The organism is Neorhizobium fuzhouense (genome assembly GCF_042611105.1).
Taxonomy (GTDB): Bacteria; Pseudomonadota; Alphaproteobacteria; order Rhizobiales; family Rhizobiaceae; genus Neorhizobium; species Neorhizobium galegae_A.
In genome coordinates this window covers 144,970-165,595 of the sequence record NZ_JBHFFP010000005.1, presented here as the reverse complement: position 1 = coordinate 165,595, position 20,626 = coordinate 144,970, and the positions used below count along the sequence as shown (strand labels likewise).

Annotated in this window: 22 protein-coding genes; 14 read left to right on the top strand and 8 right to left on the bottom strand. The window is 61.8% G+C overall.

The window, feature by feature from the left end:
• Positions 1–70: 70 nt before the first annotated feature.
• Together acnA and ACEXP3_RS11130 are read left to right on the top strand one after the other, a co-directional pair.
• Entirely contained in the window at positions 71–2,764 is a 2,694-nt protein-coding gene (gene acnA, locus ACEXP3_RS11135; protein ID WP_377297327.1) for an aconitate hydratase AcnA, read from the top strand.
• Positions 2,765–3,008: 244 nt separating this feature from the next.
• Complete coding sequence (locus tag ACEXP3_RS11130; RefSeq protein ID WP_245366487.1) at positions 3,009–3,722, top strand: DUF1223 domain-containing protein; 714 nt, start codon at positions 3,009–3,011, stop codon at positions 3,720–3,722.
• A gap of 50 nt (positions 3,723–3,772) precedes the next feature.
• Here ACEXP3_RS11130 and ACEXP3_RS11125 read toward each other — a convergent pair whose 3' ends face one another.
• The 3 genes from ACEXP3_RS11125 to ACEXP3_RS11115 are packed head-to-tail and all read right to left on the bottom strand — an operon-like array spanning position 3,773 to position 5,602.
• Entirely contained in the window at positions 3,773–4,894 is a 1,122-nt protein-coding gene (locus tag ACEXP3_RS11125; protein ID WP_377297326.1) for an MBL fold metallo-hydrolase, read from the bottom strand.
• Between the two features lie 28 nt (positions 4,895–4,922).
• The gene (locus ACEXP3_RS11120) at positions 4,923–5,360 is read right to left on the bottom strand and encodes a type II toxin-antitoxin system VapC family toxin (protein WP_377297325.1); all 438 of its coding nucleotides are present in this window, start codon (positions 5,358–5,360) and stop codon (positions 4,923–4,925) included.
• Positions 5,360–5,602, bottom strand: a complete 243-nt coding sequence (locus tag ACEXP3_RS11115) for a type II toxin-antitoxin system VapB family antitoxin (protein ID WP_377297324.1) — start codon at positions 5,600–5,602, stop codon at positions 5,360–5,362. The genes ACEXP3_RS11120 and ACEXP3_RS11115 overlap by 1 nt, the downstream gene beginning before the upstream one ends.
• A gap of 322 nt (positions 5,603–5,924) precedes the next feature.
• On the opposite strand from ACEXP3_RS11115, the gene ffh reads away from it, so the two are divergent.
• The 5 genes from ffh (at position 5,925) to trmD (ending at position 9,765) form a co-directional block, all read left to right on the top strand.
• Positions 5,925–7,502 (top strand): signal recognition particle protein, encoded by a 1,578-nt coding sequence (gene ffh, locus ACEXP3_RS11110; protein ID WP_377297323.1) that lies wholly within the window; start codon positions 5,925–5,927, stop codon positions 7,500–7,502.
• Positions 7,503–7,513: 11 nt separating this feature from the next.
• Complete coding sequence (locus tag ACEXP3_RS11105; RefSeq protein ID WP_377297322.1) at positions 7,514–7,831, top strand: chorismate mutase; 318 nt, start codon at positions 7,514–7,516, stop codon at positions 7,829–7,831.
• Positions 7,832–7,865: 34 nt separating this feature from the next.
• Positions 7,866–8,240 (top strand): 30S ribosomal protein S16, encoded by a 375-nt coding sequence (gene rpsP / locus ACEXP3_RS11100; RefSeq protein WP_210105908.1) that lies wholly within the window; start codon positions 7,866–7,868, stop codon positions 8,238–8,240.
• 151 nt (positions 8,241–8,391) lie between these two features.
• Positions 8,392–9,057: a ribosome maturation factor RimM gene (rimM, locus tag ACEXP3_RS11095; protein WP_377297320.1), complete on the top strand. Its 666-nt coding sequence runs from the start codon at positions 8,392–8,394 to the stop codon at positions 9,055–9,057.
• A gap of 9 nt (positions 9,058–9,066) precedes the next feature.
• Positions 9,067–9,765, top strand: a complete 699-nt coding sequence (gene trmD / locus ACEXP3_RS11090; RefSeq protein WP_377297318.1) for a tRNA (guanosine(37)-N1)-methyltransferase TrmD — start codon at positions 9,067–9,069, stop codon at positions 9,763–9,765.
• Here trmD and ACEXP3_RS11085 read toward each other — a convergent pair.
• Positions 9,747–10,493: a sulfite exporter TauE/SafE family protein gene (locus ACEXP3_RS11085; RefSeq protein WP_377297317.1), complete on the bottom strand. Its 747-nt coding sequence runs from the start codon at positions 10,491–10,493 to the stop codon at positions 9,747–9,749. The genes trmD and ACEXP3_RS11085 overlap by 19 nt on opposite strands.
• A gap of 280 nt (positions 10,494–10,773) precedes the next feature.
• On the opposite strand from ACEXP3_RS11085, the gene rplS reads away from it, so the two are divergent.
• Complete coding sequence (gene rplS, locus ACEXP3_RS11080) at positions 10,774–11,316, top strand: 50S ribosomal protein L19 (RefSeq protein ID WP_210105912.1); 543 nt, start codon at positions 10,774–10,776, stop codon at positions 11,314–11,316.
• A 74-nt stretch (positions 11,317–11,390) separates the two neighbouring features.
• On the opposite strand, the gene blaOXA is transcribed toward rplS, so the two are convergent.
• Complete coding sequence (blaOXA, locus tag ACEXP3_RS11075) at positions 11,391–12,197, bottom strand: class D beta-lactamase (protein ID WP_377297316.1); 807 nt, start codon at positions 12,195–12,197, stop codon at positions 11,391–11,393.
• Positions 12,198–12,413: 216 nt separating this feature from the next.
• Between blaOXA and ACEXP3_RS11070 the strand changes: the two genes are divergently transcribed.
• Positions 12,414–13,220 carry a transporter substrate-binding domain-containing protein gene (locus ACEXP3_RS11070; protein WP_377297315.1) on the top strand — a complete coding sequence of 269 codons (807 nt, stop codon included), beginning with the start codon at positions 12,414–12,416 and terminating at the stop codon, positions 13,218–13,220.
• Positions 13,221–13,226: 6 nt separating this feature from the next.
• Positions 13,227–14,051 (top strand): amino acid ABC transporter permease, encoded by an 825-nt coding sequence (locus ACEXP3_RS11065; RefSeq protein WP_377297314.1) that lies wholly within the window; start codon positions 13,227–13,229, stop codon positions 14,049–14,051.
• Here ACEXP3_RS11065 and ACEXP3_RS11060 read toward each other — a convergent pair.
• A complete protein-coding gene (locus tag ACEXP3_RS11060) occupies positions 14,048–15,058 on the bottom strand; it encodes a sensor domain-containing diguanylate cyclase (protein ID WP_377297313.1) in 1,011 nt (336 codons plus the stop codon). The two genes, ACEXP3_RS11065 and ACEXP3_RS11060, sit on opposite strands and share 4 nt — an antisense overlap.
• A gap of 339 nt (positions 15,059–15,397) precedes the next feature.
• Between ACEXP3_RS11060 and leuC the strand changes: the two genes are divergently transcribed.
• Complete coding sequence (leuC, locus tag ACEXP3_RS11055) at positions 15,398–16,807, top strand: 3-isopropylmalate dehydratase large subunit (protein WP_210105917.1); 1,410 nt, start codon at positions 15,398–15,400, stop codon at positions 16,805–16,807.
• Positions 16,808–17,016: 209 nt separating this feature from the next.
• The gene (locus ACEXP3_RS11050) at positions 17,017–17,847 is read left to right on the top strand and encodes an EamA family transporter (RefSeq protein ID WP_377297312.1); all 831 of its coding nucleotides are present in this window, start codon (positions 17,017–17,019) and stop codon (positions 17,845–17,847) included.
• A 98-nt stretch (positions 17,848–17,945) separates the two neighbouring features.
• On the opposite strand, the gene ACEXP3_RS11045 is transcribed toward ACEXP3_RS11050, so the two are convergent.
• Complete coding sequence (locus tag ACEXP3_RS11045; protein ID WP_377297311.1) at positions 17,946–18,488, bottom strand: L,D-transpeptidase family protein; 543 nt, start codon at positions 18,486–18,488, stop codon at positions 17,946–17,948.
• Between the two features lie 116 nt (positions 18,489–18,604).
• On the opposite strand from ACEXP3_RS11045, the gene ACEXP3_RS11040 reads away from it, so the two are divergent.
• Positions 18,605–19,288 (top strand): response regulator transcription factor, encoded by a 684-nt coding sequence (locus ACEXP3_RS11040; RefSeq protein ID WP_377297310.1) that lies wholly within the window; start codon positions 18,605–18,607, stop codon positions 19,286–19,288.
• An 18-nt stretch (positions 19,289–19,306) separates the two neighbouring features.
• On the top strand, positions 19,307–19,762 hold the full coding sequence (locus ACEXP3_RS11035; protein ID WP_377297309.1) for a cyclic nucleotide-binding domain-containing protein: 456 nt from the start codon (positions 19,307–19,309) through the stop codon (positions 19,760–19,762).
• A gap of 48 nt (positions 19,763–19,810) precedes the next feature.
• Here ACEXP3_RS11035 and ACEXP3_RS11030 read toward each other — a convergent pair whose 3' ends face one another.
• Positions 19,811–20,611 carry an exodeoxyribonuclease III gene (locus tag ACEXP3_RS11030; protein WP_377297308.1) on the bottom strand — a complete coding sequence of 267 codons (801 nt, stop codon included), beginning with the start codon at positions 20,609–20,611 and terminating at the stop codon, positions 19,811–19,813.
• Positions 20,612–20,626: the final 15 nt, after the last annotated feature.

Below are 20,626 nucleotides of genomic sequence, written 5' to 3'. Positions count from 1 at the left end.
TCCTGATGTGCATGAAGTGCATAGGCGTCCGCACGCGCGTGTTGGCTCTAGTATCAGCGGGGATTATTCCGTGTCAAAGTCTCTCGACAGCTTCAATTGTCGGTCGGTTCTTACCGTCGATGGCAAGGACTATGTGTATTACAGCCTGCCGAAGGCGGAAGCCAATGGCTTGCCGGGCGTTGCCAACCTGCCCTTCTCGATGAAGGTTCTGCTCGAAAACCTGCTGCGTTTCGAAGACGGCCAGACGGTCACCAAGGACCATATCCTGGCCGTTGCCGCATGGCTCAACAACAAGGGCAAGGTCGAAAACGAAATCGCCTACCGTCCTGCTCGCGTGCTGATGCAGGACTTCACCGGCGTTCCCGCCGTCGTTGACCTGGCCGCCATGCGCGACGCCATGGTGTCGCTGGGTGGCGATCCGGAAAAGATCAACCCGCTCGTTCCCGTCGATCTCGTCATCGACCACTCGGTCATCGTCGACGAATTCGGCACGCCGACGGCCTTTGCCAAGAACGTCGAGCTCGAATATGAGCGCAACGGCGAGCGTTACCGCTTCCTGAAGTGGGGCCAGCAGGCATTCAAGAACTTCCGCGTCGTGCCGCCCGGCACCGGCATCTGTCACCAGGTCAATCTGGAATATCTCGGCCAGACCGTCTGGACCAAGGAAGAAGACGGGGAAACCATCGCCTATCCGGATACCTGCGTCGGCACCGACAGCCACACGACCATGATCAATGGTCTTGGCGTTCTGGGCTGGGGCGTTGGCGGCATCGAAGCGGAAGCGGCCATGCTCGGCCAGCCGGTATCCATGCTCCTGCCCGAAGTCATCGGCTTCAAGCTGACCGGCAAGGTGAAGGAAGGCGTGACCGCCACCGACCTCGTGCTCACCGTCGTGCAAATGCTGCGCAAGAAGGGCGTCGTCTCCAAGTTCGTCGAATTCTTCGGCCCCGGCCTTGATTCGATGTCGCTTGCCGACCGTGCCACCATCGGCAACATGGGCCCGGAATACGGCGCAACCTGCGGCTTCTTCCCGGTCGATGGCGAAACCATCAACTACCTCACCATGTCGGGCCGCACCACGGACCGGATCGCGCTCGTCGAAGCCTATTCGAAGGCTCAAGGCATGTGGCGCGATGGCGACGGCGCAAATCTCGTCTTCACCGACACGCTGGAACTGGATCTCGGCGACGTCGTGCCGTCCATGGCCGGCCCGAAGCGTCCGGAAGGCCGCTTAGCCCTCGAAACCATTGCGCCGAACTTCGCAACGGCTCTTGAGAACGACTACAAGAAGCCCGGCCAGCTCTCCAACCGCTATGCGGTGGAAGGTGAAGATTTCGACCTCGGCCATGGCGATGTGGCCATTGCCGCCATCACGTCGTGCACCAACACGTCGAACCCGAGCGTTCTGATCGCCGCCGGTCTTCTCGCCCGCAACGCGGTTGCCAAGGGCCTGAAGTCGGCTCCCTGGGTCAAGACCTCGCTGGCACCGGGATCCCAGGTCGTTGGCGAATACCTCGCCAAGTCGGGCCTGCAGACCTCGCTGGATGCGCTGGGCTTCAACCTGGTCGGCTTCGGTTGCACCACCTGCATCGGCAATTCCGGTCCGCTGCGGGCGCCGATCTCCAAGACGATCAACGACAAGGGCCTGATCACCGCCGGCGTGCTCTCGGGCAACCGTAACTTCGAAGGCCGCATCTCGCCGGACGTCCAGGCCAACTACCTGGCTTCGCCGCCGCTCGTCGTCGCCTATGCGCTTGCCGGCACCGTCCAGAAGGACCTGACCAAGGAGCCGATCGGCAACGATCAGGACGGCAACCCGGTCTTCCTCAAGGACATCTGGCCGACCTCGCACGAAATTCAGGAATTCATCCTGAAATACGTCACCCGCGAACTTTACGAAACGAAGTACGCAGACGTGTTCAAGGGCGATGCCAACTGGCAGGCCGTGCAGGTTCCGGACGGCCAGACCTATGCCTGGGACGACAAGTCCACCTATGTGCAGAACCCTCCTTACTTCGTCGGCATGGGCAAGGCCGGCTCGGGCGTCAAGAACATCGAAGGCGCACGCATCCTCGGCCTGTTCGGCGACAAGATCACCACCGACCACATCTCTCCGGCAGGCTCCATCAAGGCGGCTTCGCCGGCCGGCGCCTACCTCATGGGCAATGGCGTTGGTGTTGCCGACTTCAACCAGTACGGCACGCGCCGCGGCAACCATGAAGTGATGATGCGCGGCACGTTTGCCAACATCCGCATCCGCAACTTCATGCTTGGCCCGAACGGCAAGGAAGGCGGTTACACCGTCCACTATCCGTCCAAGGAAGAGATGTCGATCTACGACGCTGCCATGCAGTACAAGGCTGAAGGCACGCCGCTGGTCATCTTCGCCGGCGTCGAATACGGCAACGGTTCCTCGCGTGACTGGGCAGCCAAGGGCACCAATCTGCTCGGCGTTCGCGCCGTGATCGCCCAGTCCTTCGAGCGTATTCACCGTTCGAACCTCGTCGGCATGGGCGTCGTGCCCTTCGTCTTCGAAGAGGGCACCAACTGGCAGACCCTGGACCTCAAGGGCGACGAGACCGTCACCATCGAGGGCCTCGACGGCGAGATCAAGCCGCGCGAATGGAAGACCGCCAAGATCACCTATGCGGACGGTTCCGTGAAGGAAATCAAGATCCTTTGCCGCATCGATACGCTGGACGAGGTGATCTACATGAACAATGGCGGCATTCTGCAGACCGTTCTGCGCGACCTCGCTGCCTGATTTCACTTTTCAACATCAAGGATGCCGCCGGATCTTGTCCGGCGGCATTTTCATGAGCATGTTTCACGCATCCCGGCGTCTCACCCGCTTGTGACTTCCGGTTGATGGGTGTCGCGAGTAGGTTTGCCGCAACGCTCCCCCTTGCTGCGCGATGAAGATTTGAAAAATGCTTCTTGAGAAGGCCAAGACCATGCTGCTGAACAAACATACCGCCCTGCTTCTGGCAGGTGGTCTGGCGGGCGGCATGTGCGGTGGTGCAGCATTGGCCGGCGACGCGCAGCTTGCGCCCAAGGGCGTGGTGGAACTGTTTACCTCGCAGGGCTGTGCCTCCTGTCCCCCCGCCGATGCCGCGCTGAAGACGCTGGTTGAACAGGGTGACGTGGTAGCCCTCTCCTATCATGTCGACTACTGGAATTATCTCGGCTGGACCGATACGCTGAGTTCCAAGGAAAATACCGAGCGACAGTATGGCTATGCCCATTCCATGGGGCGCAGCGGCGTCTATACGCCGCAGGCCATCATCAACGGTCGGGAACACGTCAAGGGCACGGACCTTGGCGCCATCAACGGCAAGCTCGACAGCCTTAAATCCGCCGGCCAGGGACTTTCCGTGCCGGTTTCGGCCCGCATGAACAATGACGAAATCGAGATCGATATTGGCGCCGGCCAGGGACGCGCCGATGTGGTGGTGGCCTATTTCACCAAGCAGGAGCAGATCGACGTGATGCGCGGTGAAAACAGCGGTCGCAAGATCGAATATTGGCACAGCGTCTACGACGTGCAGACGGTCGGCATGTGGGATGGCACCTCGCTGAAGATCACGCTGCCGGCCAAGACCATGGGCCGCTCCAAGAAGGACGGCTGCGCGATCCTCGTGCAATCCTCCACGGCCAAGGGCGAACCCTCCGCGATTCTCGGCGCGGCTATCGTGATGGCCGGGCGCAAGCGCAGCAACTGAACCGCCTCACACTCTCTCGTGGCCACTGTCTGACGAAACCAACGCCGATCTCAGGCCTCAGGCACCTCAAAAACCTCGCCGGGTCGCAGGGCGCGAAAACGCTCCGGCTCGATCTTTGCGGCCGAGAGTGCATCCCGCAGGGCAGCGAGCGGCTCCTCGATGCCTTCGTCGGTCAGCTTGAACGTGCCCCAGTGGTGTCCCACCGCATGGGTGGCGCCGGCAAGCTGCATGCCCGCCACGGCTTCTGCCGGGTTCTGGTGCTGCCCCTTCATGAACCAGCGCGGCTCATAGGCACCGACCGGCAGGATGGCGAGGCGAAAGTCGCCATACTTTTTGCCGGCGGCCCGGTAGTTGATGCCGTCGTGAAAGCCGGTATCGCCGATGTGATAGATTTTTCCCGCCAAGGTTTCGATGACGAAGGCGGCCCAGAGCGCCATGCTCCTGTCACCGATGCCGCGGGCCGACCAGTGGTGGCACGGCTCGCAATGAAGGGTAACGTTCTTGCCGAGATAGACGTTATGGCCCCAATCCATGACCGTTATGCGCGGATCATCCAGCGCCGAGGCAAAGATCGCATCATTGCCGAGCGGGGTAACGAAATGCGGCCGATGCTTCTCATGGATCCGCTTCAGCGTGTCGATGTCGAGATGGTCGTAGTGATTGTGGGTGACGATCACGACATCGATGGGCGGCAGGTCTTCCAGCCGGATTCCGGGCGGATTGACGCGCTTCGGCCCGGCAAAGCTGACGGGGCTCGTGCGGTCGGCCCAAACGGGGTCGGTCAGGATGTTGAGGCCGGCCACCTGGATCAGCATCGAGGCATGACCGACCATGGTCACCGCCAGGCGGTTTCCGGAGAGCCGCTTTTCAGGCACCGCCGGGGCAAAGGCGCTCGGATATGCAGGCGGCCAGGCGACGTTCTTGCCGTTGAATTTCCATCGCAACAGGTTGGCAAACCCTTTCGGCTGTTCACCGCCGGGATTGAAAAAGCGCGTCCCATCGAAATGATCGGAGAGCGGGCCTGAATAATAACGATTGGCGGCCATGGCTCTCCCCGTGGTAACCCCTCCTCCCAGGAATGAGAGGGCGCCGATACCGGTCCATTTCAGGAAATTGCGTCTTTTCATCAGGAATGTATAGGCATGCCCTGGAGGCCGGGCAAGAACGCGCATCCCATTAAGGTTGCGCGCCGGGATACGCTCACGCAGGCTTGATATCCGTCTGGACAAAATCATTGCCGACAAAGAGCAGGGGCACATCGAGCCCGGACGCCGAGGCGTAGGCGAAACAATCGCCAAAATTCAGCCGGGCGGGATGGCCAACGGCACGACCATAACGGCGCGCAGCAGCAAGGGCTGTCCGGTGTGCATCGGCGGCAATCGGCGTTTCGATGGCGCCAAGATCGAGCAGGAAGGCCTCGACCACGGCTTCGACCTGCGCGATCAAAGGCGACGGCGTTGATGCATGCTGACCGAGAGCTGCATTCTTGTGCTTGCGCGCGAGCGCAATCACCGTTTCAAAGACAACCAGTGAAGAATAATAGACCGGCCCGGAATAGGCCTCCAGTTTTGCCAGCAGCGCCGCTGCCTCAGGTTCGTCACCGATGATGGCAACGAGAGCAGAAGCATCCAGGAACATCAGATTTCCCAGTCTTCATCCATGTGGGCCTTGTGGTCATAGGTGGGATCGGCAGGCCCGAGTGCCGCTATGGCGCGCTGATATTTGCGTACACGCTCTGCCAAAGGAACCTTCTCGTTCTCACGCTTCAACTCGTTTTCCAAGGCACGGCGCACTGCTTCCGTCTTGCTCTTGGCGCCAAGACGTTGCATCAGTTCGCCGGCAAGGGCATCCACTTTCGGATCACGAATATAAAGGGACACGGCGCTTGGCCTCCACTGCAGGTGTCACTATGCCCAAGTCTAGCATGGCCCCCCACACCGACAAAGCACCAAAACCCTATCGAACCGACGTCAAGCCTTGACTTTGCGCCCTTCATGCTGCTAATGCCGCCCGATCTGCCGAAAGCTTCAAGACCTTTCGCCGCCGACCGGGACCCGTCACAGGTATAAAGAGATCCCGGAGGTCAACATCCGACAGCGCGTTGCGCCCTCGGGTGCTATCCGGCTTTGCGTCTTGTTTTTTGGCGGGCGAGACCCGACGTTTCGGATCAGAAGATCCAGCAACGTCTAGAAGGATGAAACGATGTTCGAAAGCCTCCAGGACCGTCTTGGCTCCATCTTGAGTGGACTGACCGGCCGTGGCGCATTGAGCGAAGCGGATGTGTCCGCCGCTCTGCGCGAGGTTCGCCGTGCGCTGCTGGAAGCAGACGTGGCGCTGGAAGTCGTGCGCGCCTTTACCGATCGCGTCCGCGAAAAGGCTGTCGGCGCCGAGGTTCTGAAATCCATCAAGCCCGGCCAGATGGTCGTCAAGATCGTCCATGACGAGCTGGTCGAGATGCTGGGCTCAGAAGGCGTGTCGATCGATCTTCATGCGCCGGCACCGGTCGTCGTGATGATGGTCGGCTTGCAGGGTTCGGGCAAGACCACCACATCGGGCAAGATTGCCAAGCGCCTGACCGAGCGGGACCGAAAGAAGGTCTTGATGGCCTCGCTCGATACGCGCCGCCCGGCCGCCCAGGAGCAACTGCGCCAGCTTGGGCAGCAGACCGGCATCGACACGCTACCGATTATTGCCGGCCAGTCGCCGACAGAGATTGCCGCGCGCGCCGTGCAGGCCGCAAAGCTCGGCGGCCATGACGTCGTCATTCTCGACACCGCCGGCCGCACGCATATCGACGAGCCGCTGATGGCCGAAATGGCCGAGATCAAGCGCCGCGCCAATCCGCATGAAATCCTGCTGGTGGCCGACAGCCTGACCGGCCAGGACGCCGTCAATCTGGCGCGCAATTTTGATGAGCGCGTTGGCATCACCGGCCTGGTTCTCACCCGCATGGACGGCGATGGCCGTGGCGGTGCGGCGCTCTCCATGCGCGCCGTGACCGGCAAGCCGATCAAGCTGATCGGCGTCGGCGAAAAGATGTCTGAGCTGGAGGAGTTTCATCCCCGCCGCATCGCAGACCGTATTCTCGGCATGGGCGACATCGTCTCGCTCGTCGAGAAGGCCGCGGAAAACATCGACGCCGACAAGGCGCGCGCCATGGCCGAGAAGATGGCCAAGGGCAAGTTCGACCTGAACGATCTTGCCGACCAGCTGCGCCAGATGCAGAACATGGGCGGCATGGGCGGCATCATGGGCCTGATGCCGGGCATGGGCGGCATGAAGGACAAGCTGGCGGCTGCCGGCATGAACGACAAGATGTTTGCCCGCCAGATCGCCATCATCTCCTCGATGACCAAGGCCGAGCGCGCCAACCCGGATATGCTGAAGCATTCCCGCAAGAAGCGCATCGCCGCCGGTTCCGGCACGGATGCGGCCGAGATCAACAAGCTCCTGAAAATGCACCGCCAGATGGCCGACATGATGAAAGCCATGGGCGGCAAGGGCAAGGGCGGCATGATGAAGCAGATGATGGGCGGCATGGCGGCCAAGATGGGCCTTGGTGGTCTGGGTGGCGGCATGGGCGGCATGGGTGGCATGCCCGATCTTTCCAAGCTCGACCCGCAGCAGCTCGAGGCGCTTGCCAAGCAGGCGCAGGCGGCCGGCATCAAGCCGGGCTCGATGCCGGGCCTTCCCGGCGGCGGGCTTCCGGGTCTTGGCGGACCGAAACTTCCGGGCCTCGGCGGCATGCCGGGCCTTCCCGGTTTTCCGAAGAAGAAGTGAGACGGAACGCCATGATTGATCCGAAGGTGAAGGAACAGCTCGGCCAATACCGCCAGTCGATCGACAATATCGACGCGGCGCTCATCCACATGCTGGCGGAACGTTTTCGCTGCACCAAGGAAGTGGGCATCCTCAAAGCCCAATACGAATTGCCGCCGGCCGACCCGGCGCGCGAGGAATACCAGATCGAACGCCTGCGCAGGCTTGCCAAGGATGCTCATCTGGACCCGGATTTCGCCGAGAAGTTTTTGAACTTCGTCATCACGGAAGTCATCCGGCACCATGAAGCCATTGCCGCTGAACACGGCGAACCCAAACAGACCGTCTGACGACGGCCTCACCCAAGACCCAAGGAGTAATGAAATGTCCCTGAAGATCCGTCTCGCCCGTGGTGGCTCCAAGAAGCGCCCTTATTACCAGATCGTCATTGCTGACGCGCGCGCACCGCGCGACGGCCGTTTCCTGGAAAAGGTCGGCTCCTGGAACCCGATGCTGGCCAAGGACAATGAAAAGCGCATCGAGCTCAACGCCGAGCGCCTGAAGCATTGGCTGGACAACGGCGCGCAGCCGACCGACCGCGTTCTGCGCTTCATGGCAGAGGCCGGCCTTGCCGAGCGCGCTGCCCGCAGCAACCCGGAAAAGGCAAAGCCGGGCAAGCGCGCTGTCGAGCGTGCCGCCGAGCGCAAGCAGAAGGCTGATGCCGCAGCAGCAGCCGCTGCCGAAGCCGCCGCAGAATAAGAGACGCGTTTTTGCGCATCCGGACGGGTGGCATGGCAACATGCCGCCCGTCTTCCGTTTGCGCTTCGCTTCTTCTGTTTCCCCTCCTCTTCTGTTTCCAACGCGGCAAACTCCCTTTAAAAGGACGCCAGAACCGCAAAGGGAGAGCCCCATGGCCAAGCTGGAAAACCCCATCCTCATGGCGACGATCGGCGCACCGCAAGGTCTGCGCGGCGAAGTGCGGGTGCGCAGCTTCACGGCCGATCCCCTGGCGCTCGGCGATTACGGCCATCTGCACAGCATGGATGGCCGGGTGTTCGAGATTCTTGATCTGCGCGAAGCAAAGACGGTGGTCATCGTGCGGTTCCGCGGCATCAACGACCGTGACACTGCCGAGAAACTGAACGGTCTTGAACTCTTCATCGACCGCGACAACCTGCCGGACGAGGAACTGGACGACGACGAATTCTATTACGCCGACCTCGAAGGCCTCGATGTCGAGGATGCCGACGGCAAAAGCTATGGCAAGGTGAGCGGCGTCTTCGATTTCGGCGCCGGCGACCTTCTGGAGCTGAAGGGGCCGGGCCGTCGCCCGACGCTCATTCCCTTTTCCGAAGCCGCCGTTCTGGAAATCGATCTCGACCAAGGCCGTATCGTCATCGACCCGATGGCGGCCGGCCTGATCGAGACCCCGGACGAAGACGAGGCGATGCGCCGGGCAGCCGAAAGTGATCCGGATGTCGGCAATGAACCACCCCAGGCTTCGGGTGGCAAGAACGGCGGCGGCAAGAAGGGTTCCGGCAAGAAGGGCGCGGACAAGAACCGCGACCCGGAATAAGCGCACCCCATGTCATTTCGCGCCACCATCCTCACGCTTTATCCGGACATGTTTCCCGGTCATCTCGGCCATTCGCTCTCGGCCAAGGCCATGGAGCGCGGCCAATGGACACTCGACACGGTGCAGATCCGCGATTTTGCCGAGGACAGGCATCGAACCGTCGATGACACGCCGGCCGGCGGCGGCGCCGGCATGGTGTTGAAGCCGGATATTCTGGCGCTCGCCATCGATTCCGTCGCCGATGACCGCCGTCCGCGCCTGCTGATGAGCCCGCGCGGACGCCCGCTGACGCAGGCGCGCGTGCGCGAACTGGCAGAAGGCGATGGGGTGGTCATCGTCTGTGGCCGGTTCGAAGGCGTCGATCAGCGGGTCATCGACGCCCGCGAACTCGAGGAAGTCTCGATTGGCGACTATATCCTCTCCGGGGGCGAGCCGGCAGCACTGACGCTGCTCGATGCGGTGGTGCGCATCCTGCCCGGCGTCATGGGCAATGCCGCCTCCGGCACGCATGAAAGCTTTGAGACGGGCTTGCTTGAACATCCGCATTACACCCGCCCGCAGGTGTTCGAGGGACAGCCGATCCCGGATGTGCTGACATCGGGCAATCACGCCGCCATCGAAAAATGGCGCCATCAGCAGGCGCTTGCCCTGACGAAGGAGCGTCGGCCGGATCTTCTTGAAAAACCGGCTCAGCCGCTGACGAAATAGTAAACCGTCAGTGCCGCACCGACCACCACCACGATGAGCCGCATCACCAGTTGCGGCACGCGGCGCGCGAGCCACACGCCGGTATAACCACCGGCGGCACCCGCCGGCAGCATGACCAGCGCCTGCGGCCAGCCGACAACGCCCCCGCCGACGAAGATGACGATGGCAACTGCTGCAATGACCATGGCCAGCAGGTTTTTAAGCGCGTTTAGATGGTGATAGCTGCCGCCGGCCGTCAGCCCCAGCACGGCAAGCATCATGATGCCCATGCCCGCGCCGAAAAAGCCGCCGTAAAGCGCGGTGACAAGCTGCCCCAAAAAGCTTGCCGGCGTGTTGACCGGATGTTCGGAGGATGTTTTCGGCTTCAGCCAGGGACCGGCGGCAAACATGATGGTGGCGCTTGCCAGCAGCCACGGCACCAATGCGCGAAACGACGGGTTATCAAGCGCCAGAAGAATGATAGCGCCGGATGCGCCGCCGATGATGGAAACCACGCAAAGCACAAGCGCGCCGCGCCAATTGCGCGCGATCTCCCGCCGATAGGCAAGCGTGGAGGTGACATAGCCTGGAAACTGCACGATGGACGAGGTGGCATTGGCCGAAATCGGCGGCAAGCCGGCAAGTGTTAGCGCCCCGAAGGTCAGGAACGTGCCGCCACCGGCAATGGCGTTGACCGCACCGGACAAGAAACCTGCGACAAACAGCAGGCCGATCATGATAAGGCTCATTGCGCGGTGTCCTCCCAAACCCGTTTATCGTGAGTAGCCCCGACCAAGGCGGCCAGCAAGTACGCTGGGCATGATCTTTTCCGGCTTTTGCGGCACCTGCCGGGGTGACAAGCGCCGCCGTTTGGTATATTGGCGCACGCGGACATGGGATTTTCATCCCGTCGACCAGCAAGCAAAGAATGGCGAATACGCTCCGCCCAAGGGCCGGATCCGGAGGCAAGCTCCAATGGAACCGATGTCGAGCGCTCTGGCTGTTTGAGAAAAAGAGAAGGTTTGACCAATGAACATCATTCAGCAGCTGGAAGCCGAACAGGCTGCCAAGATCGAAGCCAAGCGCAAGCTTCCCGAATTTTCCCCGGGCGACACGCTGCGCGTCAACGTCACCGTTCGCGAAGGCAACCGTACCCGCGTACAGGCCTATGAAGGCGTGTGCATCGCCCGTTCGGGTGGCGGCATCAACGAGAGCTTCACCGTTCGCAAGATCTCCTACGGCGAAGGCGTCGAGCGCGTATTCCCGATCTATTCGCCGATGGTCGACAGCGTCGAAGTCGTTCGCCGCGGTAAGGTCCGTCGCGCCAAGCTCTACTATCTGCGCGATCGTCGCGGCAAGTCGGCCCGTATCGTTGAAAACACCAACACGCGTACCCGCAAGCTGAACGAATCCGAGCGCTCCGCCGCTGCCGAGGAAAAGGCACGTCTGGAAGCTGAAAAGGTCGCAGCAGCACAGGCACTGGCCGCCGAAAAGGCAGCAGCAGAAGCAGCCGCCAAGGCTGAAGCCGAAGCAGCAGAAGCTGCAAAGGCTGCAGAAGCTTCTGCAGAATAAGGCGCTTACGCCTCTCCATGCAAAAGGCGGTCCTTACGGGCCGCCTTTTTTGTTTCTACCGAACGGAGAGGCGATCAGTGACGCGCCAATAGACCCGGCAGCGTTTCAAAAAGAGCATCGCGGGCCCTGGCGCTTGGAGACGTGGCAAGCTTCCGCTCATCCTGCACAAGCTTTGCAAAGACCACCGTGCGGCCATTCTTCTGCGCCCAGCCGACAAACCAGCCCCAAGGCCTGGCCTCATCGAAGGTCCAGTCAGCCTTGCGCGGATAGGCCATGCCGGTCTTGCCATGCGCAATCCAGCTATCCTTCAACTCGAAGCGTTCCGCAGCCTTTTCCGTCATCTCCATGGCCTGCGGACTGACCGGCAGCGTGCGGTTGACGAACTTTTTCAGGAACGCCACCTGCTCGTCCGGCGAGATTTTCAGGGATGAGGAGATCCAGGCGCGCTCCAGGCCATTGTTCTTGCCTGCGTCTCCGGAAAAATCGGCATTACCGTAGCCAAAACCTTGCGCATAGCGGTGAAGCGTCTCGGCCCCGAGGCGCTGCGTAAGGCGCTGTGAAAACCAGACGACCGAATATTTGAGCCAGCGCTGCGCATCGGTCGGCTGCTTCCAGGCCTCGCCACCCCAGGCCGGATCCCCCTGCTGATAGGAGAAGGACGGCGTGTGCTGGTCCTTCAGGATGCCCGCATCAAACGCCATCACGCTGAGCGGCAGCTTGAAGGTGGAGGCAGGCGTGACGCGCTCTGCGCAACGGCCCTCGCGCAGAAATACCGCGCCGGATTTTGCGTCGGCAACAATGGTGCAGATGTCCGAAGCGGCCGCCGGCATGGCCGCGGCCAAGAGCGTCGAAACGAAAAAACCGGATAAAACCAAGCGCATGATATCCCCCTTACTGCACGCGAAGAAGGCGATCAAACCCATGAACGTGACAGGAGGATGGCGATATCCTGCCGCGTCCTGGCACGGATGTCATTGCAGGGCGGGCGCGGCTGAGTGTGGCCGCGAGCGCGCTGGCGGGTTTCACGCGGTACCCGCCCCCTTGCCATTCCCGGCATTTCCGTGACAATCGGCAGGCCACATGATCAGGAGCCTCGGATGATTTCTCGCCGCACCACCCTTGCCGCCTTCTGCGCCCTGTCTCTCCTGCCGCTTGTCCCGTCCCCTGCCCTGGCGGCCGACCTGCCGGACCTCAAGGGCCGCGCCATCGTGGTGGTGACGGAAAATGCCTATCCGCCGCTGCAGTTCGTCGACCCGAAGACCGGCACGGCAATCGGCTGGGAATATGATGCGATGAACGAGATTGCCAAGCGGCTGAACGCCAAGGTCAGCTACCAGAACACGTCCTGGGATGCGATGATCCAGGCGGTGTCGGACGGTCAATTCGATATCGGCATGACGGGCATCACCATCAAGGAAGACCGCAAGGAAAAGGTCGACTTTTCAAAGCCCTATATGCGCTCGCAGCAATTCATGCTGGTGCGCGCCGATGAGACCCGCTTTTCCGATGCCAAGAGCTTCGGCGCCAATCCCGATGCGCTGATCGGGGCGCAGCCCGGCACGACGCCCTTCTATACGGCCGTTTACGAAGTGCTGGACGGCAACGAGCAGAATGTCCGCATCAAGCTTTTTGAAACCTTCGGCGCCACCGTGCAGGCATTGCGCACCGGCGATGTCGACATGGTGCTGACGGATGGCACCGCCGGGCAAGGCTATGTCGATGCCTCGAAGGGCACCCTGAAGCTCGTCGGCGGGCCGCTCGGCTCGGAGGATTTCGGCTTCATCTTCAAGAAGGGGTCCGATCTCGTGGCACCGGTCGATGCGGCAATCGACGCCCTGAAGGCGGACGGTACGCTGGACGCGCTCAACAAGAAGTGGTTCCTCGACTACAAGATGGGGCAGTAAGCCCGGATGGCAGTTTCCCGGCGCGGGAGAGAACCGGAGGATTTCCCCTGGTGGATCGTGGCCTTCGGGCTGATGATGGCGGGCTTTGCCGTGGTCATCGCCACCAATGACCTCTATGGCCAGGTGTTTTTCATCGTCGCCAAGGGCATCGGCATCACGGTCGGGGTGGCCCTTGTCAGTTTCGGGCTTGCTGCAGCCCTTGGACTTGGCGTGGCGCTTGCCGGCCTGTCCGGCAACCGCGTGCTGCGCCAGAGTGCGCGCTTCTATGTGGAAGTCATCCGCGGCATCCCGATCCTCGTGCTTTTGTTCTACGTTGCCTTCGTCGGCGCACCAGCGCTGGTCGCCGCCTATAATTTTTGCGCCGCGCCGCTTATTGAACGGGGCTTCCTGCCAAGTCTTCTCGTGCGCGACCTGTCGCTTCTGTCGCGTGCGGTCATCGCGCTCACCATCGGCTACAGCTCCTTCATCGCGGAAATCTTTCGCGCCGGCATCCAGTCGGTCGATAGCGGGCAGATCGAGGCGGCGAAGGCGCTCGGCCTCTCACGCTTCCAGCGGTTTCGCCTCGTTGTCATGCCACAGGCGCTGAAGGTGATCTTTCCGCCGCTCTCCAACGACTTCGTCTCGATGGTCAAGGATTCCTCGCTGGTCTCGGTGCTGGGCGTTGCCGACATCACCCAGATGGCCAAGGTTTACGCCTCCGGTTCCTTCCGCTTCTTCGAAACCTATTCGATCCTCGCCTATCTCTATCTTGCGCTGACCATCGGCCTGTCGCTGATCTTGCGGCGCATGGAACGTCGGATGCGCGGGAGGATGGCGCAGGGTGGTGCCTAGAGCAGATCCTGGATGATGCTGCAGTCACGCCCGGCTGCCTTGGCCCGGTAAAGCGCCTGATCGACGGAATGGAGCAAAGCCTCCCTTTCGGCGCGACCGGCACCGGAAAGCGCGCCGCCAATGCTCAAGCGGGCCGACAGCTGTTCTCGTCCGATGACGAAGGGCAACCGGAACAAGGCAAGAAGACGCTCAGCCAGCAGCGCAAGCTCATGACAGCTTGCCACCTGCTCGATGAAGATGGCAAATTCGTCTCCCCCCATGCGCACCACGATATCGGACGGGGACAGCGCGGTTCGGATGCGCGCGGCTGCCTGGGACAGCACCTCGTCGCCCACCGCATGACCAAAGCGATCGTTGATGGACTTGAACCCGTCCATATCCAGATACAGCACACCGGAGAGGGAGGCTGCGGTTGCACGGGCCTCCAGCATGGGATCGACCAGCGCCGGCAGCGCTGCGCGATTGTAAAAGAGGGTCAGCGGATCCGTCAGGGCCGCATAGCGCCAATCCTTTTCGGAGAGCGACAGCCTGAAATTGTTGCGCTGCAGGCGCAGAAGCGCAGAGGCCACCTCGGCAAAGCGGATCAGGCTTTGCCGATCCACGGTGTCTGCGGATCGCGGCTCGGTATCCACGATGCAGAAGCTGCCGACAACCAGGCCATCCTCCACCGCGACGGGAGCACCGGCATAGAAGCGCAGGAACGGGTCCTGCGTGACGAAAGGCAGGGCCGACAGGGCCGGCACCTGCCGCATGTCCGGGATGACGAGCGTCTGCCCGCTCGTGACGACGCGGGTGCAGATGGCGATGTCCCGGGAGCAGTCCGGCAGCTCGATCCCGACCTGAACGGCATTGAGCTGCCAATGGTCATCCAGCAGATGTACGGCCGCGCGCGGCACGTCATAGACCTGTTGCGCAAGTTCGGCCAGCACACGCAGTTCCTGCGTCGATCCGACGGATGCCGGGTTGACGGACCGGACGGCATCAAGTCGGTCAATCTCGCTGAACATGCGTTCGGTTCTCCTGCCCTGTTAACCTCTCCAGCACATATCTCGTCTTCCGCCCCGATTTTCAATTGCCGGGCCGATCAAATCACCCGGCGACACAGAAGGCTTTGGCAATTGCCGAAAGCGCGGAAAACTGATAGATCCTCCTCCATGGGATCGAAATTCGGATGCCTCGCGACGAATGTTTATGTGCTGCAGGACCACAAGCGTCTGCCGGCACGCTTTTTCGCGCGCATTTCCGGCGCCCTTTTCGGCCGACTTCGCACGCTCTGATCGCGTCGAACCGGCAGCCTGCTGCCGATTTCAAATCCCCCTCTTCTCTACATCAAATGGATGGCAGCCATGAGCGCACCCCGTACCCTCTATGACAAGATCTGGGACGACCACGTCGTTTCGACTGACGAGACCGGCACCTGTCTTCTCTACATCGATCGCCACCTCGTTCATGAGGTGACGAGTCCGCAGGCCTTCGAAGGCCTGCGCCTGGCCGACCGCAAGGTCCGTGCACCGGAAAAGACGCTGGCCGTGGTCGACCACAACGTGCCCACCACGCCGGATCGCCATATCGGCATCAAGAACGAGGAAAGCCGCATCCAGGTGGAGGCGCTGGCCCAGAATGCTGCCGATTTCGGCATCGAATATTACTCGGAAAAGGACGTTCGCCAGGGCATCGTCCACATCGTCGGCCCCGAACAGGGTTTTACCCTGCCCGGCATGACGATTGTCTGCGGTGACAGCCACACCTCCACGCATGGCGCTTTCGGCGCGCTTGCGCACGGCATCGGCACGTCCGAGGTCGAGCATGTGCTGGCAACCCAGACGCTGGTGCAGAAGAAGGCAAAGAACATGCTGGTGCGTGTCGACGGCCAGCTGCCGCCGGGCGTGACCGCCAAGGACATCATTCTTGCCATCATCGGCGAAATCGGCACTGCCGGCGGCACCGGCCATGTCATCGAATTTGCCGGCGAAGCCATTCGCGCGCTGTCGATGGAAGGCCGCATGACGGTCTGCAACATGACGATCGAAGGCGGCGCCCGCGCCGGCCTCATTGCGCCGGACGAGACGACCTTCAATTACATCAAGGACAAGCCGCGCGCGCCCAAGGGCAAGGCCTGGGACATGGCCGTCGAATACTGGAAGACGCTGCAGTCGGACGAAGGCGCCCATTACGACCGCGTCGTTGTTCTCGATGCCGCAGCGCTGCCGCCGATCGTCTCCTGGGGCTCCTCGCCCGAGGACGTCATCTCGGTGCAGGGTGTCGTGCCGAACCCGGATGAGATTGCCGAAGAAACCAAGCGCGTCTCCAAATGGCGTGCACTCGACTATATGGGCCTGAAGCCCGGCACCAAGATCACCGACATTGCCATCGACCGCGTCTTCATCGGCTCCTGCACGAACGGACGTATCGAGGATCTGCGCGCCGCCGCCAAGGTCGTCGAAGGCCGCAAGGTGGCCTCCACCGTTTCGGCCATGATCGTGCCGGGTTCGGGCATCGTCAAGGAACAGGCCGAAGCCGAAGGCCTGCACACGATCTTCCTCGACGCCGGCTTCGAATGGCGCGAGCCGGGCTGCTCGATGTGCCTTGCGATGAACGACGACCGGCTGAAGCCGGGCGAACGTTGCGCCTCCACCTCGAACCGCAACTTCGAAGGTCGCCAGGGTTTCAAGGGCCGCACGCATCTGGTGTCGCCCGCCATGGCCGCCGCTGCCGCCATTGCCGGCCACTTCGTCGATATCCGCGAGTGGAAATAACCGGTCGGGCGCCAGACGCCGGATGAACCAGAAAGCCGCCGGATGGATACCTTCCGGCGGCTTTCTTCGTCGATCAATTCCGCTGATGCCTTGCGCAAGAAATCCGCAATTGACTGGCGCTTCCTGCCGGTTAGGTTCGAACCTCGAACCTGATTTCCGACCCGCCATCTTCCCCCGCGCCCTGCCGCACCCCTTGAGGTGATGAGAGCTTGAACCCCGCCGTTATCGCGCTTGCCCTTTCGGCCGCCATTCTCCATGCCAGCTGGAATGCCTTCCTGCGCTCGGGAAGCGACCGGCTCTGGTCGATCACCGTGATGGGTGTCACGGGCATCGTCTTTGCGCTGCCGGTCATGCTCTGGCTGCCGCTGCCGACGGCGACCGGCTTTGCCTATATCCTCGGCTCGTCGTTCTTGCAGGTGGCCTACAGCATCTTCCTCGTCTTTGCCTATCGGCTGGGCGATCTCGGGCAGGTCTATCCGGTGGTGCGCGGCTCCGTGCCGCTGCTGGTCACACTCGGCGGCTTCCTGCTCACGGGGCAGACGGTGGGGCCAAGCCAGCTGGTCGGCGTTGCACTGGTTGCCATCGGCATCATGAGCCTGTCGCTCGGGCGGCAGCGGGCGCCCACCTCCTCCATCCTCTGGGCACTGCTGACAGGTCTTATCATCGCAAGTTACGCGACGGTGGATTCCACCGGCGTACGCTATGTGTCCGATCCGCGCGCCTATGCCGCCTGGGTGCTGTTTACCTATGGCGTACTCCTGATCATCGCCTATACGGCGATGCGCGGGCGACTGCGGATCGATATCCGGCAGAAGGAAAGCTGGAAGGCGCTGGGAGCCGGCATCTTCGTGCTTCTGGCCTATGGCGTCATCATCGTCGCCTATTCGCTCGGCCCCGCCGGCCCGATCACCGCCATCCGCGAGACAAGCGTTGTCTTCGCCATGCTGATCGGCTGGCTGTTTCTTGGCGAGACGCTCACCTTCAAGCGCATCGTCGCCTGCCTGATTGTTGCCGCGGGCGCCATTGCCATCGGCCGCTGAGACGCGATGAAAGGGTTTTGCGTCGCGAAGCTTCGATCGTCAGGATCAGACCGCGACCGTGCCGCCTGTTGCGGCGGCACGACAAACCCGCGATACGATCAGATGACGCGCACCACCATGCCGGGCCGCATGAACCGGATAAGCCGGCGCATGGCTGTCGGGCTGATGGCGATACAGCCCTCCGTCGGCTGGTAACCGGGCCGTATGAGATGGAAGAAAATCGCCGAACCACGGTGACGGCGACGCGAGGTGATGTTCCAGTCGAGGACGAGGCAAATGTCGTAGAGCCCGTCCTTGCGCTGCATCCGCTCGTGGCTTGCCTTGAACGGTGCGCGCACCGGCCGGTTATAGGCGGCATGGGTCGGCGCATCGCACCACAGCATGTCATCTTTGATGCGGATAAGAGACAGGCCGGTCGGCAGAGCGCCTACATGCTCACCGCGCACAAAGCCGTAAAGCAGCTTCATGGCGGCAATCGGCGTTGCGCCATCGCCTTCGCGCTTGAACGCCGTTCGCCCGGAGCGGCCGATCGCGGCCGGCACCGTCACCCCGTCAAAACTCACGAAAGCGCGAGTGGGATTTGATGGTGCGGCGCGAACCGTGATCATCTTTCTCTTGCCGCCGGCGCTTTTCCCACCCATTTGTCTCACACAGTGTTGCTCTGGATATGATTTCATTTGAATTCATAGCACAATGCACCTTAGATCGAAGAGCCTCGCCGCCGATGCGCGACGGGCAAAGGAAAGGCAAAGACGGCATGGCAGCCCGCACCGTACTGCTGGTGGATGATGATGATGATCTGCGCGAGACGCTGGTCGAGCAGCTTTCCCTCTATGAGGAATTTTCCCTTCTGCAGGAAAGCAACGCCACCAAGGCGATGGCGACGGCAAAATCCCGACAGATCGACCTCTTGATCATGGATGTCGGCCTGCCGGACATGGACGGGCGCGAGGCGGTAAAGCTCTTGCGCAAGGGTGGTTTCAAGGCGCCGATCATCATGCTGACAGGGCATGACACCGACAGCGACACGATCCTGGGCCTCGAAGCCGGCGCCAATGATTATATCACCAAGCCCTTCCGTTTCGCCGTGCTGCTTGCCCGCATCCGCGCGCAGCTTCGCCAGTACGAGCAGAGCGAGGACGCGACGTTCACCGTCGGCCCCTATATCTTCAAGCCGAGCCAGAAGCTGCTCACCACCGATGACGGCAAGAAAATCCGGCTGACCGAAAAGGAAGCGGCGATCATCCGCTACCTCTACCGCGCCGGCCAGAAAGTGGTGACGCGCGACGTGCTGCTGGAAGAGGTCTGGGGCTATAATTCCGGCGTGACGACCCATACGCTGGAAACCCATGTCTACCGTCTTCGCCAGAAGATTGAGCGCGATCCCTCAAGCGCCGAAATTCTGGTCACCGAAAACGGTGGCTACAAGATCGTTCCCTGACACCTTCGGACCTGCCCCATGGCCCTGAGCGACGACATTCGCCTGCTTGCGCAGGTTCCCCTGTTCCAGGGGCTCGACGACGACCAGCTGCGTCTCGTTGCCTTCGGGGCGGAACGCCGCAGCGTCGCGAAAGGGCAGGAACTGTTTCGCGAACAATCGCCGGCCGAATGCGCCTATGTGGTGGCGCGCGGCCGGCTCGACCTCTACACGGTCGGTCGGGACGGCATTGCCGATCTTGCCCGATCCGCCGGCCCCGGCACCCTGCTGTCGGAACTGGCGCTGGTGACGATGGTGGAGCGCAAGTTCACCGCCATTGCCGCCGAAGACGGCGAAGTTTTGCGCATCCCGCGCACGCTCTTTCACCGCCTGCTGGAGGAATATCCGGCCGTGGCGCGCATTCTGGAACAGCGGATCAGGGACAATCTGGTCGGGCTGGCAAAGGCTGCGGCGGCGATGCAGGGACGGTTTGCCTGAGGATGAGGCTATCGTCCTTCACGGTCGACCGGCCCTTGCGTTAAGCTCTTACATTCTGAACGTTGCCGTTACCGGCACATGGTCCGACGGGCGGTTCCAGCCGCGGGCTTCCTTCAGCACAGCGATGTTTTCCAAGAGCGGTCCGAGTTCGGGCGATGACCAGATATGGTCGAGCCGGCGACCACGGTCGGCGGCTTCCCAGTCCTTTGCGCGGTAGCTCCACCAGGTGTAGAGCTTTTCGGAGGCCGGAACGTGCTGGCGCATCAGGTCCAGCCAGCCGCCCTTTGCCATCACTTCGGTCAAGCCTTCGGTCTCCACCGGCGTGTGGCTGACGATCTTCAACATCTGCTTGTGTGACCAGACATCATGCTCAAGCGGTGCGATATTGAGGTCTCCGACGAGAATGGAGGAGACACTCGGCATGTCCGCCTTCAGCGCCTTCATCTCCTCGACGAAATCCAGCTTGTGGCCGAATTTCGGGTTGATGCTGCGATCAGGCTCATCGCCGCCGGCCGGCACATAGAAATTGTGCAGGCGGATGCGGCGGCCGCCGCGCTCGAAGATCGCCGAAATGTGGCGGGCGTCGCCGACCTTGCAGTAATCCTGCCGGTGATCTTCCGAGAGCGGCACCTTGGAGATGATGGCCACGCCATGATAGCCCTTCTGGCCGTGCAGCACGATATGCTCGTATCCCATGGCCTGCAGCGGTTCGAGCGGGAATTCTTCCGCGCGGCATTTTATTTCCTGCAGGCACAGGATGTCGGGTTTTTCCCGCACCAGGAACTGCTCCACGATGGGCAGGCGCAGGCGCACCGAGTTGATGTTCCAGGTGGTGATGGAAAAGCGCATGAAAAAACCTCGACG

Coding starts and splice junctions, on each gene's coding strand:
- ACEXP3_RS11130 (WP_245366487.1), top strand. CDS start 3,009: ATGTGCGGTGGTGCAGCATTGGCCGGCGACGCGCAGCTTGCGCCCAAG.
- ACEXP3_RS11125 (WP_377297326.1), bottom strand. CDS start 4,894: ATGCGCGTTCTTGCCCGGCCTCCAGGGCATGCCTATACATTCCTGATG.
- ACEXP3_RS11120 (WP_377297325.1), bottom strand. CDS start 5,360: ATGTTCCTGGATGCTTCTGCTCTCGTTGCCATCATCGGTGACGAACCT.
- ffh (WP_377297323.1), top strand. CDS start 5,925: ATGTTCGAAAGCCTCCAGGACCGTCTTGGCTCCATCTTGAGTGGACTG.
- ACEXP3_RS11105 (WP_377297322.1), top strand. CDS start 7,514: ATGATTGATCCGAAGGTGAAGGAACAGCTCGGCCAATACCGCCAGTCG.
- rpsP (WP_210105908.1), top strand. CDS start 7,866: ATGTCCCTGAAGATCCGTCTCGCCCGTGGTGGCTCCAAGAAGCGCCCT.
- rimM (WP_377297320.1), top strand. CDS start 8,392: ATGGCCAAGCTGGAAAACCCCATCCTCATGGCGACGATCGGCGCACCG.
- trmD (WP_377297318.1), top strand. CDS start 9,067: ATGTCATTTCGCGCCACCATCCTCACGCTTTATCCGGACATGTTTCCC.
- ACEXP3_RS11085 (WP_377297317.1), bottom strand. CDS start 10,493: ATGAGCCTTATCATGATCGGCCTGCTGTTTGTCGCAGGTTTCTTGTCC.
- rplS (WP_210105912.1), top strand. CDS start 10,774: ATGAACATCATTCAGCAGCTGGAAGCCGAACAGGCTGCCAAGATCGAA.
- blaOXA (WP_377297316.1), bottom strand. CDS start 12,197: ATGCGCTTGGTTTTATCCGGTTTTTTCGTTTCGACGCTCTTGGCCGCG.
- ACEXP3_RS11070 (WP_377297315.1), top strand. CDS start 12,414: ATGATTTCTCGCCGCACCACCCTTGCCGCCTTCTGCGCCCTGTCTCTC.
- ACEXP3_RS11065 (WP_377297314.1), top strand. CDS start 13,227: ATGGCAGTTTCCCGGCGCGGGAGAGAACCGGAGGATTTCCCCTGGTGG.
- ACEXP3_RS11060 (WP_377297313.1), bottom strand. CDS start 15,058: ATGTTCAGCGAGATTGACCGACTTGATGCCGTCCGGTCCGTCAACCCG.
- leuC (WP_210105917.1), top strand. CDS start 15,398: ATGAGCGCACCCCGTACCCTCTATGACAAGATCTGGGACGACCACGTC.
- ACEXP3_RS11045 (WP_377297311.1), bottom strand. CDS start 18,488: ATGGGTGGGAAAAGCGCCGGCGGCAAGAGAAAGATGATCACGGTTCGC.
- ACEXP3_RS11040 (WP_377297310.1), top strand. CDS start 18,605: ATGGCAGCCCGCACCGTACTGCTGGTGGATGATGATGATGATCTGCGC.
- ACEXP3_RS11035 (WP_377297309.1), top strand. CDS start 19,307: ATGGCCCTGAGCGACGACATTCGCCTGCTTGCGCAGGTTCCCCTGTTC.
- ACEXP3_RS11030 (WP_377297308.1), bottom strand. CDS start 20,611: ATGCGCTTTTCCATCACCACCTGGAACATCAACTCGGTGCGCCTGCGC.